16 protein-coding genes are annotated in these 14,061 nt (G+C 54.2%); 15 read left to right on the top strand and 1 reads right to left on the bottom strand.

The genetic code is table 11. The annotated features are described in order from the left end of the window. Positions 1-113: 113 nt before the first annotated feature. The 6 genes from ACFQ1Z_RS04675 (at position 114) to ACFQ1Z_RS04650 (ending at position 8,010) form a co-directional block, all read left to right on the top strand. A complete protein-coding gene (locus tag ACFQ1Z_RS04675; protein ID WP_379056002.1) occupies positions 114-1,328 on the top strand; it encodes a formylmethanofuran dehydrogenase in 1,215 nt (404 codons plus the stop codon). Continuing rightward, the gene (locus ACFQ1Z_RS04670) at positions 1,325-2,992 is read left to right on the top strand and encodes a formylmethanofuran dehydrogenase subunit A (protein WP_379056001.1); all 1,668 of its coding nucleotides are present in this window, start codon (positions 1,325-1,327) and stop codon (positions 2,990-2,992) included. Before ACFQ1Z_RS04675 ends, ACFQ1Z_RS04670 begins: the two co-directional genes overlap by 4 nt. After that, the gene (gene fhcD, locus ACFQ1Z_RS04665; protein ID WP_379057169.1) at positions 2,992-3,915 is read left to right on the top strand and encodes a formylmethanofuran--tetrahydromethanopterin N-formyltransferase; all 924 of its coding nucleotides are present in this window, start codon (positions 2,992-2,994) and stop codon (positions 3,913-3,915) included. The genes ACFQ1Z_RS04670 and fhcD overlap by 1 nt, the downstream gene beginning before the upstream one ends. Beyond that, on the top strand, positions 3,912-4,580 hold the full coding sequence (locus ACFQ1Z_RS04660) for a GltB/FmdC/FwdC-like GXGXG domain-containing protein (protein ID WP_379056000.1): 669 nt from the start codon (positions 3,912-3,914) through the stop codon (positions 4,578-4,580). Before fhcD ends, ACFQ1Z_RS04660 begins: the two co-directional genes overlap by 4 nt. A 150-nt stretch (positions 4,581-4,730) precedes the next feature. Beyond that, positions 4,731-5,651, top strand: coding sequence for an oxygen-dependent tRNA uridine(34) hydroxylase TrhO (trhO, locus tag ACFQ1Z_RS04655; RefSeq protein ID WP_379055998.1), 921 nt, complete (start codon positions 4,731-4,733; stop codon positions 5,649-5,651). A 175-nt stretch (positions 5,652-5,826) separates the two neighbouring features. Next, the gene (locus ACFQ1Z_RS04650) at positions 5,827-8,010 is read left to right on the top strand and encodes a putative bifunctional diguanylate cyclase/phosphodiesterase (RefSeq protein ID WP_379055997.1); all 2,184 of its coding nucleotides are present in this window, start codon (positions 5,827-5,829) and stop codon (positions 8,008-8,010) included. Between the two features lie 38 nt (positions 8,011-8,048). Here ACFQ1Z_RS04650 and ACFQ1Z_RS04645 read toward each other — a convergent pair whose 3' ends face one another. After that, the gene (locus ACFQ1Z_RS04645) at positions 8,049-9,032 is read right to left on the bottom strand and encodes an integron integrase (RefSeq protein WP_379055995.1); all 984 of its coding nucleotides are present in this window, start codon (positions 9,030-9,032) and stop codon (positions 8,049-8,051) included. 205 nt (positions 9,033-9,237) lie between these two features. Here ACFQ1Z_RS04645 and ACFQ1Z_RS04640 point away from each other — a divergent pair, with 205 nt between their 5' ends. The 9 genes from ACFQ1Z_RS04640 (at position 9,238) to ACFQ1Z_RS04600 (ending at position 14,060) form a co-directional block, all read left to right on the top strand. After that, complete coding sequence (locus ACFQ1Z_RS04640) at positions 9,238-9,729, top strand: VOC family protein (RefSeq protein WP_379055994.1); 492 nt, start codon at positions 9,238-9,240, stop codon at positions 9,727-9,729. A gap of 90 nt (positions 9,730-9,819) precedes the next feature. After that, positions 9,820-10,152: a hypothetical protein gene (locus ACFQ1Z_RS04635; protein WP_379055992.1), complete on the top strand. Its 333-nt coding sequence runs from the start codon at positions 9,820-9,822 to the stop codon at positions 10,150-10,152. A gap of 3 nt (positions 10,153-10,155) precedes the next feature. After that, positions 10,156-10,608: a VOC family protein gene (locus ACFQ1Z_RS04630; RefSeq protein ID WP_379055991.1), complete on the top strand. Its 453-nt coding sequence runs from the start codon at positions 10,156-10,158 to the stop codon at positions 10,606-10,608. A 51-nt stretch (positions 10,609-10,659) separates the two neighbouring features. Then, entirely contained in the window at positions 10,660-11,025 is a 366-nt protein-coding gene (locus tag ACFQ1Z_RS04625; protein ID WP_379055990.1) for an iron chaperone, read from the top strand. 52 nt (positions 11,026-11,077) lie between these two features. Then, on the top strand, positions 11,078-11,446 hold the full coding sequence (locus ACFQ1Z_RS04620) for a VOC family protein (RefSeq protein ID WP_379055989.1): 369 nt from the start codon (positions 11,078-11,080) through the stop codon (positions 11,444-11,446). 12 nt (positions 11,447-11,458) lie between these two features. Continuing rightward, entirely contained in the window at positions 11,459-11,887 is a 429-nt protein-coding gene (locus ACFQ1Z_RS04615) for an EamA family transporter (RefSeq protein WP_379055988.1), read from the top strand. A 51-nt stretch (positions 11,888-11,938) separates the two neighbouring features. Then, entirely contained in the window at positions 11,939-12,397 is a 459-nt protein-coding gene (locus ACFQ1Z_RS04610) for an SRPBCC family protein (protein ID WP_379055987.1), read from the top strand. Positions 12,398-12,440: 43 nt separating this feature from the next. Beyond that, a complete protein-coding gene (locus tag ACFQ1Z_RS04605) occupies positions 12,441-12,665 on the top strand; it encodes a hypothetical protein (protein WP_379055986.1) in 225 nt (74 codons plus the stop codon). A 192-nt stretch (positions 12,666-12,857) separates the two neighbouring features. Further along, positions 12,858-14,060, top strand: coding sequence for a PQQ-dependent sugar dehydrogenase (locus ACFQ1Z_RS04600; RefSeq protein ID WP_379055984.1), 1,203 nt, complete (start codon positions 12,858-12,860; stop codon positions 14,058-14,060). Position 14,061 lies beyond the last annotated feature (1 nt).

Raw genomic sequence — 14,061 nt, 5'->3', positions numbered from 1 at the left:
CGCGCATTCCCAGCGTTATTTTTTCTATCCAGAGTGTATAGATGTTTGTATGATGTGATGGTTTTTCAACGATGGCGTTGGCTTTTTCAACGTAGACGAGAGATCTTTCCATAATGATTAATACAGAACAGAATATGCATGCCTGCCCAGCCTGTGGCTTGCTATGTGACGATATTACGGGGGATGCCATTGCCAAACAGCAGTTTTCGTGCGGCAAGGCAGCAAAATTTTACGCGCGCAAGACAGTCGCCGCGCAGCCGCAGGTCAATGGCAAACCAGTCACGCTGGCTGAAGCCGTGGCCGCCGCTGCCGCGTTGTTAGGCCAGGCCAAAGCACCATTGATCGCGGGTAGCAGCACCGATGTGCATGGCGCCCGTGCCCTGGTCAGGCTGGCCAACCATAGCGGTGCCGCCATGACCCACCTCAATGCCGATAGCACCTTGCGCAATATGAAAGTGTTGCAGCACCGCGGCTGGCAGACCACCACGCTGACCGAAGTGCGCAACCGTGCCGATGTGATCCTCATGATAGGCACCGATGTGGTCAGCCATAATGCACGCTTTTTTGAGCGCGTGGTGTGGGTGGATGAAGCCATGTTCACCGAGCCTGGCGCCCGCCAGATCATTTACCTGGGTGGCGATAAGCTGAAAACACAGGCTGGTACGGCACCGGATGGCCGTGCGCCACAAGTGATAGACTGTGCTGCCGAGCAATTGCCACAAGTGGTGTCTGCCTTGCGCGCACTGGTCATGAATAAACCGGTGGCGGGCACAGCCGTGGCCGGGGTCGAGGTCAGCACCTTGCAGGCGCTGGCAGATACCCTGAAAACAGCAAAATACGCCACTCTGGTCTGGGTCGCCAAAGACCTGCACTACCAGCATGCTGAACTCACCATAGAAAACATCACCGAGACCGTGGTCGCACTCAACCAGAAAAGCCGCGCCATGGGTTTGTCGCTGGGTGGCAGCGATGGCGATACCAGTGTCAATTACGCACACACCTGGCTTAATGGCGTGATCATAGATGCGCCAAACTGGCAGGAACATGATGCCGTGGTGTGGGTGAACAGCTTTAGCCCCGAAGCCATGCCGCCGGCGGATGTCGCACCAGTCATCGTGCTTGGCGCCGCTGACAGCGTATTCAGCACCGCGCCTGCTGTGTTCATACCGGTAGCGACCCCGGGCCTGGATACCAGTGGCCAGCAATTCCGCGTCGATGGCTCGGTGACCTTGCCGCTGACAGCGGCAAAACCTTCTGCCGTAGCGACCTTGTCGCAGGTGGTGGCATTGATAGAAGAAACACTAGTGAATGAAGGGAAACCGGCATGATCACCTTACTCAAGAATGCCAGGGTGATAGACCCTACCCAGAATAAAGATGGCGTGCTGGAAGATATTTATATCCGTGACGGCCGCATCATAGACAAACCGGCTGAGACTGAAAAAATAGACCAGGCGCATGAGCTGAACGGCAAGATCGTGATGGCCGGCGCCATTGATATGCATAGCCATATCGGCGGCGGCAAGGTCAATATCGCGCGTATGTTGCTGCCCGAGTATCAGGATATGCGCCGCCTGCAGGAGCCGGAAGCCCATATCTGTGGCGCGAACTGCAGCCACCATGCGACGCCGAACACCACAGACACCGGCATGCGCTATATAGAGATGGGTTATACCGCAGCATTTGAGCCGGCTATCCTGGCTGTCAATGCGCGCCAGGCACATATGGAGATGGGCGATACGCCCATGATAGACAAAGGCGGTTACGCCATGCTGGGTAACGATGATTACCTGCTACGCCTGCTGAGCCAGAATGCTGACCAGAAAACGATCAATGATTATGTGGCCTGGACTTTACACGCGACGCAGACCATAGGCATCAAGGTGGTCAACCCGGGCGGTATCTCGGCTTTCAAATTCAACGAGCGTCGCCAGGACCTGGACCAGCAGCACAGCCATTACCACATCACGCCACGCCGCATCCTGCAGGCTTTGAGCCGTGCCGTGAACGATCTTGGCATTGCCAAGCCCCTGCATGTGCACTGTAACAACCTGGGCGTGGCTGGCAACTTTCAGACCACGCTGGACACTATGGGCGCCAGCGATGGTTTGCCCATGCACCTGACGCATATCCAGTTTCACAGCTACGGCACCGAAGGCGACAAGAAATTCTCTTCTGCCGCTGCCAATATTGCCGAAGCGATCAATACAAACAAACATATCACTGCAGATGTCGGCCAGATCCTGTTTGGCCAGACTGTGACCGCATCCGGCGACAATATGATGCAGCATTTGAATGCCAAAGTCGCCAATCCGAAAAAATCGGTGATCATGGATATAGAGTGTGATGCCGGTTGTGGTGTGGTGCCATTCAAATACCGCGATGAAAACTACGTCAATGCCTTGCAGTGGGCGATAGGGCTGGAGATCTTCCTCAGTGTCGAAGACCCATGGCGGGTATTCCTCACTACTGATCACCCGAATGGCGCGCCGTTCACCAGCTATCCGCATCTGATCCGTTTGCTGATGGACAGGTCTTTCCGCAACGACGCGTTCGATAAACTCAACCTCGACGCGCAGGCCATGAGCAACCTCAAGGCGCTGGACCGCGAATACAGCTTGTATGAGATCGCCGTCATGACCCGTGCCGCACCGGCTAAACTGATAGGCCTGCATGACAGGGGTCATTTAGGGGTAGGGGCAGCGGCAGATATCACCGTTTACACCGAGCAAGCCGATAAAGAAGCCATGTTTGCCAAGCCAGACCTGGTGTTCAAGGATGGGCAGCTGGTGGTCAAAGAAGGCAAGGTCATCAAGGTGGTGTGGGGCGCTACCCATACCGCCAAGCCTGCATTTGATTCAGGGGTGGAAAAAGACATCAAGCAGTATTTTGATAGATACCACACCATGCAGATGCAACATTTTAAAATCAGTAATGACCATATTGCGGAAGATGGCCGCAACCATGTCATTAATCATGTGCAGGGGGCATGATGATCATTAACGGCGTAGAAATAGACGACACCTTTGCTGAAGCATTCAATATGCGCGCCACGCGCGTGCTGATCACCGCACAAAACCTGCGCTGGGCGTATAACGCAGCCAATGCCATGACCGGCTTTGCCACCAGCGTGATCGGTTGTGGCGTAGAGGCAGGCATAGAGCGTGAACTGACAGCGGAAGAAACGCCTGATGGCCGTCCCGGTGTCAGCGTGCTGCTGTTTGCCATGGGCAGCAAAGTGTTGATGCAGCAACTGGAAACCCGCATGGGGCAATGTATCCTCACTTGCCCGACGGCGGCAGCCTTTGCTGGTATCGAGTCAGAAGACATGATCAGCCTGGGCAAGCATTTGCGCTTTTTCGGCGATGGCAACCAGATCTCCAAACAGATCGCCAATGCCGACGGCAAGCTCAAGCGCTACTGGCGCATCCCGGTTATGGATGGTGAGTTCCTCACTGAAGAAACCACTGGCATGGTGCGTGCCATCGGTGGCGGCAACTTCCTGGTGCTGGGCACCAGCCAGGCACAAGTGCTGACGGCATGTGAAGCAGCGATTGATGCCATGCGCAAGTTTGCGAATGTGATCATGCCTTTCCCTGGTGGGGTGGTGCGCTCAGGCTCTAAAGTCGGTAGCAAATACCCGAAAATGTTTGCCAGTACCAACGATGCGTTCTGTCCGACGCTGAAAGGCGTGGTCAAGAGCGAGCTCGACCCGCGCGTGGAAAGCGTGATGGAGATCGTGGTCAATGGCCTGACGTTTGAAGATATCGCGTTATCGATGAAGGCGGGTATTGAGGCCGCATGTGGACTTGGTAAAGACAATGGCATACTGCGCATTTCTGCCGGTAACTACGGCGGCAAGCTGGGGCCACATCACTTCAAACTGCGCCCGATTTTAAGCGGGGAGGTCGCATGAGTATCATCACATTAACAGCCAAAGCCATCACACGCGTGGTTGATTGCTGCGCCTTGTCGCCACAAGCCTTGCAGGCTAAAACCGTGGCTGAGATAGAGGCCATCAAACTGGCGAAGAATCTCACTGCTGCTGAAGTGTTCGATATCAGCGTAGATGACACTGAGGGCGCCGTGCAACTGGTGTTTAAAAACACCAGTGCTTACCATGCCTATATCGGTTTCGGCATGACGCTGGGCCAGGTCATCGTAGAGCAGGATGCCGGTGACTTTTTAGGCGCACAGATGCAGCAAGGCGTGCTGATCTGCAAAGGCAATGCCGGCGCGCGGGCAGGTGACCGCATGCGGCGTGGCATGTTGCTGATAGAAGGCGATGCCGGTGATTATTGTGCTTCTGACATGATGGCCGGCACCCTGGGCGTGCTGGGTACTACCGGCGCCTACCTAGGTTATGGCATGAAACGCGGCACCCTGTTGCTGGCCAAAGCGCCTGCGCCACAGGCGACCTGGATAGATTGCGGCCTGCATCAGTTACCGTTCCTGAATATCCTGTATAAATCGTTCAAGCTGCTCGATAGCCGTTTTGCCAGCATCAGCAGCCTGCGCGTACAACGCTGGATGGGCGATATGGGCGGCCTGGGTAAGGCAGAGATCCTGCATATCCTATAATCTTGTGGTTGATTGCTCTGGTCATTTTTTGATCTGGATCAACATTAGTCAAACGGGCGCGACGCCCGTTTGTTTTTTGCGTGTTTGTCTTTTTCATTCAGCGGCTTAGGGTGGTAAAATGCCATTCTTTGCAACCAAGCTATTCCGCACATGAGTCAATACCTCACCGCCGCGCTGTATAAATTCGTCACCCTAGAAAACTATAAAGACCTGCAACAGCCTATCCTGGAGCAATGCCTGATGCTGGGCATCAAAGGCACTTTGCTGCTGGCCAATGAAGGAATCAACGGTACTATCGCCGGCAAGCCGGATGCTATACGCGCCATCCTGGCCTATCTGCGTAGCGACCCGCGCCTGGCAGAGCTGGAACACAAGGAATCCTGGGCCGACAGCCATCCGTTCTACCGCATGAAGGTCAAGCTGAAAAAAGAGATAGTCACCATGGGTGTGCAGGGCGTAGACCCGAATGACGTGGTGGGTACCTATGTAAAGCCGGAAGACTGGAATGCACTGATCTCAGACCCGGATGTGATCCTGCTCGACACGCGTAACGATTACGAAGTGCACATAGGCACTTTCAAAGGCGCGGTGGACCCCAAGACCACGACCTTCCGCGAGTTTCCCAAATACGTGGCTGACAACCTGGATAACACCAAACATAAAAAAGTGGCCATGTTCTGTACCGGCGGCATACGCTGTGAAAAAGCTTCTTCATTCATGAAGCAACAAGGTTTTGAAGAGGTGTACCACTTGCAGGGCGGCATACTCAAATATCTGGAGACCGTGCCTGAGGAAGAAAGCCTGTGGCAGGGCGATTGCTTTGTCTTCGACCAGCGCGTGGCGGTCAAACATGGGCTGGCAGTCGGTGACCATGAGCAGTGCTACGCCTGCCGCATGCCGCTCACGCAGGAAGAAATGCACAGCGAACAGTACGAGGCGGGAATTTCCTGCCCGTATTGCTATCATAAACTCTCTGCTGATAAACGCGATTCTCTGCGCGAGCGGCAAAAACAGGTCAAACTGGCCAAAGCGCGTGGGCAGACCCATATCGGCGATGGCAAGCATAAATAACAAATGTTAATTCTGCCTTAAGCTTGTGCCGGGCTTGAAGTGCACGCCTGGCAGCCTTTGCCCGCCTGATTTCATGTTCGTGAAATAAAATTGGTGTAAATATATGTGATTTTGTCTATACTTTTATCAAAGTGCCAGACCAGATATACCTACGCTAGTTATTAAGGAGAAGGCAGTGAAGTGCCCTGCAATATTAGCCAATGAACAAGAGCGTCTCGCTGCGCTGTATGAACATGGGTTTGACGATGAAGGGCTGGTTCCTAGTTTAGAGCCTATTGTGCAGATCGCCGCGCGCATGTTTGATATGCCGGTCGCGGCGGTGAATATGATAGGCAGCGACCATGTGTTTTTTGCAGCTGCAGTGGGTGTGGGCGAAACGGATATGCGGCGCGATGTGTCTTTTTGCGCGCATGCCATCAATCAGCCGCAGATCATGGTGGTGCCTGATACCGCGCTCGATGAGCGCTTTCACGATAATCCACTGGTCACCGGTGACGCCAATGTCAGATTCTATGCCGGCGTACCGCTGCGCTCGCCGGGCGGGCTAGCACTGGGCGCGTTCTGCGTCATCGATAACAAGCCGCACCCGGATTTTTCTGCAGAAGATCAGCGCAGGTTAGTGGAACTGGCGCATATCGTCTCAGACCGACTGGAACTGCGACGCATAGAAACCTCCAGCAACCGCCATAGACCGACCTTTGAAAAATATGCCGGCAATTCAACCACGCCTGTGGTCTGGTTTGACGAGCAACTGCAGATCATCGCCTGGAACGCGGCGGCGGCACTTTCGCATGGTTATACGCTGTCAGAAGGCGTAGGCCAGCCTGTCGATATGCTGGTGCCGGAGCGCGATCGCCCCATATTGCATGAGACCATAGATAAAGCCATCGCCGCCGATACCCTGGGCCATCTGGATACCTTTTCTGAAATATCCGGCTTGCGTAAAGACGGCACGCGTTTTCTGCTCGGCTTTTCGCTGTTTGCCTGGAAAGAGTCCGGCAAGATGCGGTTTGAGGCTATCCTCAAAGACATCACCGAGCAACGCATGGAAGAGGCCGAATTGCGGCTGCGTGCCAATGCCGACCTGCTCACCGGCCTGGCCAACCGCGCGCGCTTTTACCGGGTGGTAGAAGATACCCTGACCCTGCCCAAGCCTGCCGCCGTGTTTATGCTAGACCTGGATGGTTTTAAGGATGTCAACGACACGCTGGGGCACACGCTGGGTGACGCGGTGCTCAAACAAGTGGCGGTGCAGTTGTCGCAGCTGGTCAATGTGCCAGGGCTGGCCGCCCGCATAGGCGGTGACGAATTCGCTATCATAGTACCTAATATCGTCAGTGCCGAAGCCGCCATGCAGCTGGCTGAAAAAGTCATACAGCGCATCGCCATGCCTATCCTGATAGACGGCCATGAAGTCCGTGTCGCCGCCAGCTGTGGCGTCGCCCTGGCACCTATGCATGCGCAGGAAGCGCTGGAACTGGTCAGCGATGCCGACCTGGCTTTGTTCAAGGCCAAAATGTCCGGGCGCGGCCGGGTGTTTCTGTTCACACCCGCTTTGCGCATGGAAGCAGTGGCACGCCGCCTGTACGCCATGGAGCTGCACCGCGCCGTAGACCAGGGTGAATTCCTGCTCTATTACCAGCCGCAGGTCAACCTGAACAGCGGTGCGGTGATAGGCGCAGAGGCTTTATTGCGCTGGCGCCACCCCAAGCGCGGCGTGCTGACGCCTATCTCGTTTTTACCGGCACTCGAAGGCGGGCCGCTGGCCGCCATCGTCGGTTCATGGATACTGGATGAAGCCTGTGCCCAGGCTGCTTACTGGCGGCGCAACGGCGCCAGCGAGTTCCGTATAGGCGTCAACCTGTTTGAAGCGCAGTTTCACGTCGGCAACGTGGTGCAGGAGGTGATGGATGTACTGGCCCGCCACGGCTTGCCGCCAGAGGCGCTGGAACTGGAGATCACCGAAAACATCGCCCTCGATAACGATGAAGTGGTGCTGAACGCACTGCGCAAGCTCAAACTGTATGGCGTGGGCATCGCCTTTGACGACTTTGGCACCGGTTATGCCTCGTTAAGCCTGCTCAAAACCTATCCGCTGACGCGCATCAAGATAGACCGCTCTTTTGTGCATGGCATGCTGGAGCACAAGCAGGACGATTCCGTGGTCTGTGCCACGCTGGATATCGCGCATGGCTTTGACCTGCAGACCATCGCCGAAGGCATAGAAAGCAAAAGCCAGTACCACTATTTAAAAGAGAAAAAATGTGAAGAGGGGCAGGGCAGCCTGTTCGGCAAGCCTATGCCGGCCGCACAGTTTGCCAGCCTGATAGGCATCAAGAACCTGACGTCTGCTGCCTGACAAGCAGGCCGTGCATCACTGCCGTTAAATCACTGCCGTTAAATGACATCCAGCGGGCTGGCGACACCGCGGCTGCCGGTATTGACTACCTGGGTATAAATCAAGGTGGTGCTCACATCAGCATGGCCGAGCAAGGCCTGCACCGTGTGCACATCCTGCCCGCCTTGCAACAAATGGGTGGCAAAGCTGTGCCGCAAGGTGTTAGGTGTCACCTGCTTGTGGATGCCGGCCTGTTTGGCCAGCTTTTTCACCGCACGCTGCACGGTTTTTTCATCGGCATGGTGTCTATAGACTGCGCCAGTCTGCTGATCGACTGAAAGTTTGCCTGAGGGGAAAACATACTGCCAGGTCAGCGCTGCGCTGTCGTCGGCATATTTATTTGCCAGCCCTGGCGGCATCCTGGCCTCGCCAAAACCTTTGGCCAGGTCTTCATCGTGCAAACTTGCCACTTGCTGCAAATGGGCTTTGAGCGGCTCTACCAGACTGGTCGCCAACAGGGTGACGCGATTTTTATAGCCATTGCTGTCGCGCACCAGTATCTCCAGCCGGTCAAAGTCTATCTCGGCTACCCGCAGGCGCAAACATTCCATTACGCGCAGGCCGCTGCCGTATAACAGGCTCACCAGTAACCACATGCTGCCATCCAGCCGCGACAGTATGGCCTGCACCTCATGTTTGCTCAAAACCACCGGCAAACGCTTATCGGCTTTGACTCTGGTCAGATTCTCCATAGGCGGCAATTCACGCTGCAACACTTCTTTATATAAAAACAGCAGCGCGCTTTTGGCCTGGTTTTGCGTGCTGGCCGACACCTTTTTCTCTAGCGCCAGATGGTTTAAATAAGCGGCTATCTCTGCGCTACCCATCTCGCGCGGATGGCGCTTGTCATGAAAAGTGATAAAGCGTTTTATCCACTGGATATAAGACTCTTCGGTGCGCTTGCTATATTTAAGCGCTTCCAGCCGCTCGACTATGCTGGGGAACAGCTTGGTCTGAGGAGTTTGCAAGGGTATGCTATCCATAAATAGAACTCTTTTTAAAGGTGCACTAAATTTAAATTAAATATTGAAAAATATCAATTATTATCATTTTTTATTATTGTAGGCGGATAATAAAATAAAATACCGCTGCGAGTGACCCAGAACTTGTATCGCCAACGATTGGTCAAGATTAAAACCACCACCGCGCTATATATGGTTTTTAACTTTTTATGAAGGAAGCCAGTTTATGGATAAAGCCAGCGTTGCTAAAAACACGATCTGCCTCTGGTTTGACGGTGGGGCGCAGGCCGCTGCCGAATTCTATGCCGCCACTTTTCCCGATAGTCGCGTAGGGGCCGTGCACCACGCACCCGGCGATTATCCATCAGGTAAGCAGGGCGATGTATTGACTGTGGAATTCACTGTGATGGGCATCCCCTGTCTGGGCCTGAATGGCGGCCCGGCTTTTAAACATGATGAGGCATTCTCGTTTCAGGTCGCCACCGACGACCAGGCTGAAACCGATCGCTTATGGCAGGCCATAGTGGCAAACGGTGGTGAAGAGAGTGCCTGTGGCTGGTGTAAAGACCGCTGGGGTATTTCGTGGCAGATCACACCGCGCGCATTAATAGCAGCGATCACTGATCCGGATCCGGCTGCTGCCAAGCGTGCTTTTGAGGCGATGATGCAGATGCGCAAGATAGATATCGCTGCCATTGAAGCGGCCAGACACGGCTGATGCCGGCTAGGCTACAGCGTAATTTGGCTAGACGTATGGCATCCCAGCCCGTACTATGAGTTAAAGTCTACAAGTCAGAGAGGGGTTTAAGTGGCTATTCAGTTTTTACCTATCATCACAGCCTTCGCGCCTTATATTGCGCAAGTGGCCACCGCGGCGATCCCGGCGTTTACGCCCAAACCTGAAGTCGCCAAAGTCGACCCTTTATTAACCAAGCAGATAGAGGAGTTGCAATCGGCGGCGACCCAGAACGCAGAGTCACTGCATGTGCTGGCCGAGAAGATGCAACTGGCTATTCAGGGCATAGAAGCCGCTGCGCAAAAGGCACAAAAACAAGTCACTGCCTACAAGACCATGCTGTTCCTGTCACTGGCGCTATCCACCGCTTCGCTGGGGCTATGCGCGTATATGCTGATCAGGTGACGCATGCAAGCCCATATCAGTATCATCACGCTGGCCGTGAATGACCTGCAAGCCTCGCTGGCGTTTTATCGCGACGGCCTGGGCCTGGCCACTGAAGGCATCATGGGCACCGAGTTCGAGCACGGCGCGGTGGTGTTCTTTGAGCTGCAAGGTGGTCTCAAACTGGCAATCTGGCCGCGGGCCAGCCTTGCGCATGATACCGGCCTGCCGGCGGCAGCGCCTGGCACAACAAAGCAAGCCGCAACAGCTCCAGGCACACCCAGTTTTGCAATCGGGCATAATGTCGCTTCCCCCGCGGCGGTGGATGCACTGATGGCGCAAGCGCAAGCGAGCGGGGCGGCCATAGTGAAACCGGCCCAGGATACTTTCTGGGGCGGTTATGGTGGCTATTTCCAGGACCCGGATGGCCATCTGTGGGAGATAGTCTTTAATCCGGACTGGCAGCTTGCCGAATAAAGCTGCCAGCCTGGCAGTCGCAGCAAGCACGCAGGTTTTCAGAAAGCGGCTATGGCTTTGCTAACGCATGACGACTATCTTGCCGGCCTGGCGCCAGAAGTCAGGTCTAAGCTGCAAGCTATCCAGCACCTGGTCGAAACCCTGTTACCCGCAGCCACGCGCTGCATCAGTTATCGTATCCCTGCCTACCACGACCAACGCGTGTTCTTCTATTTCGCTGCATTTAAAAATCACATAGGCATCTACCCACCGGTCAGGCATGACCAGGCGCTGATCACCGCGCTGGCAGCTTACCGCGGTGAAAAAGGCAATCTATCTTTCCCGCTGGCGCAACCATTACCGCTGAATCTGATAGCCCGGGTAGTACTGGCATTGCATCTTGAACACCACACGCTTGCACCTAAGCAGCAAGCTTGATTTATACTCATACAAATCAATCCAACCATCATCGCGGAGCAGACCTACCATCATGGCAAATCTGAAAGTCACAGAGATCAAGGCCTTTGTGCCGGCCAAAGATTTTGCAATATCCAAACAGTTTTATCAGGACATAGGTTTCACCATGGCCTCAGAAGGCGGCGGCGTGGCTTATTTTCACTATGAATATCGCAGTTTTTTACTGCAGGATTTCTGTGCAGAAGGTTTTGCCGAGAACTACATGATGCATCTGCTGGTGGAAGACGTGGATGCCTGGTGGCAAAAGGTGGAAGACAGCGGGGTGGTGGCCAAATATGGCGTGAAGATCTGGCCAGTGACACTGCAACCCTGGGGTATGCGTGACTTCTGTATTGCCGACCCTTCAGGCGTGCTGTGGCGCATAGGCCAGAATGTTGATTAGGCGCGCAGCAATATGATGACTGACTGGTTGTTTTGGGCGGCACTGTCTGCCTGCTTTGCCGCGTTGACCGCCATCTTCGCCAAAATCGGCATCCACGGCGTAGATTCCGACTTTGCCACCCTGATACGCACGCTGGTGATCACCGCGGTGCTGGCACCGTTTGTGTGGTTTGCCGGCAAGTGGAGCAACCCGCTGGCTATGCCGGCACGCTCATTGTTGTTCCTGGTGTTGTCGGCCGTGGCGACCGGTGCTTCGTGGATATGCTATTTTCGCGCACTACAGCTGGGCGAAGCCTCAAAAGTAGCGCCGGTGGATAAACTCAGCCTGGTACTGGTGGCAGTGTTCGCTTTCCTGTTTCTGGGTGAGCGGCTGTCAACGCGTGAATGGCTGGGCGTGGCACTGGTGGCCAGCGGCGTGTTGGTGCTGGCGTTTAAGCGTTAAGTTTGAGACCTGGAGTTTGACACCTGAAGTTTGAGAATAGTGGGAGAAGGAATGGCAGACATTATCCATAGAGTAGGCATCAAAGCTCCTATCGCTAAAGTTTATGCTGCGATTGCAACGGTTGAAGGCGTCGCTGCCTGGTGGTCAAAACAGGCAACGGGTGTTTCAACCCCGGGTGGTGCCATAGAACTTGTGTTTAAAACTGTGGCTGGTGAAAGCGTAGGTGTGATCAAGTTTGAGGTGATGACATTACAGCCCGACAAACAGGTGATCTGGCGATTTATCTCCGGGCCGCAAGAGTGGCTGACTACCCATGCCAGCTTTGACCTGATTCAGGATGGCGATTACACCATCGTACTGTTTGGTCATAGAGACTGGTCCGAGCCGGGGGAGTTTATGGCGCACTGCAATATGAAATGGGGAACATTCCTCATGAGCTTGAAAATGCTGGTAGAAAGCGGCCAGGGGCGGCCTTCGCCTGATGATGTCAAAATCGATAACTGGAACTAGTACTAGCACGCTGAAACTAGTATAAACAAAGTAGTGGAGTGGTATGTTAAGCGCGTTGATTTATGGGCTGGCCATCTTGCATCTTGGGCCGGGCTTTGCATTTGCAGTGGTGTCCTTTGGCTGCGATAGTCTGGACCCCGCCCTCGGTGCAGTCTGCCAGCAAGACACTTTTGCCTTGTTCATACAATTGACCTTGGCCGCCTGGGCGGTGATGATCACGGTTTTACTGTTGAAAATATTCATAACAAAATGGATTAATAAAAAATAATAGACAATTGATTTTAAATATAAAAAATATTTTTACATCTGCCTTATGTAAACTTTTCGCTATGCTTGCAACTCGAATGCAATCATAAGAATGGAGTATCTTGCTTTGCTTGCCCTGAACCACAAAAAAACAAAACCATCATTTTTTAAATATTTTCTGCTCACCCTGTTATGGCTGAGTATCAGCTGGCATATGCTGCAGCCTGCAGCGCACGCCGGCGATGACGTAGTACCTCGCTTGCTGTTATCCGGCAACGGTGCCGCCGAAGCGGAGAAAGAAGCCAACAAAGAACCGGAGCCGCCCAGGATCAGCTCGGTGTTCGGCACCCAACCTCTTAAAGTCTATAAACTGCCTTTTGAAGACTCCTATCCCAGCGGTCCTTTTGAGCGCCTGGATAAGCATTTATTCCTGTTTATCAGCAAATGTGGCGACGTCTATTTTGTGCGCCAGAATGAGACGCTGGAACTGGTGAAACCCGGCAAGCAACTGGCGAAATACATTCCTGGCGGCGATACCTCGGCCGATGAGAGCAGCAGCAAGCAACTGGTGTATTGCAAGGAGCTTTCCGGCGTCAAAGACTCACTGCTGATAGGCAAGACCCTGTATGTGGCGTATACCGCATGGGATGAAGTGACCAACGGCGTGCGCCTGGCTGTCAGTGAGTTTGCTGTCGATGTAGAAAACAGCGAAGTGAGTTTTGACCGCGAGATCTACATCAGCCGCCCGGCGATCAAAGAGCCTATCCTCGGCCACCAGGTCGGCGGCAAGCTGGCATTGGGCGAGAATGAACGCACCCTGTATCTGAGCATAGGCGATTTTTCCAAGCCTGACCGCGTGCAGGATAAAACCACCTCATTAGGCAAAGTCATGCGTATCGATCTGCAGCGCCTGAATGCCGAAGTGTATGCCACCGGCTTCCGCTCACCTTCGGGCGGCCTGTTTTACGATAAAGAAAGCAATGAATTGTGGCTCACCGACCATGGCCCGCGTGGCGGGGATGAGATCAACCTGATCAAGCGCGGCAAAAACTATGGCTGGCCTATCGTCAGCTACGGCACGATTTATGAACGCGATGGCATGAGCGGCTATTACGGCAATAAATTCAACAGCCATGAAGGCCACGAAAAACCGCTGATGACCTTTGTGCCTTCGATAGGCATAGGCGCGCTGGCCAAATATCCACCCACCGGGCGCAACGACTTCTGGGATAACGATCTGTTTGTCGCCGGCATGGGCAACACCACCTTGTACCGCGTGCGCCGCGAAGGCACTACGCTGGTGTATGCCGAGCCGGTGCTGAGCGATTACCGCATACGCGCTATCCAGATTGACGCTAACGGCACCTTTTACCTCAAAACCGACCACAACCAGTTGCTGATCTCAGAGCAGGAATAAA

Source organism: Methylophilus luteus, from assembly GCF_042676265.1.
GTDB classification, from domain to species: domain Bacteria; phylum Pseudomonadota; class Gammaproteobacteria; order Burkholderiales; family Methylophilaceae; genus Methylophilus; species Methylophilus luteus.
This window is presented reverse-complemented; position numbering and strand designations above follow the sequence as displayed.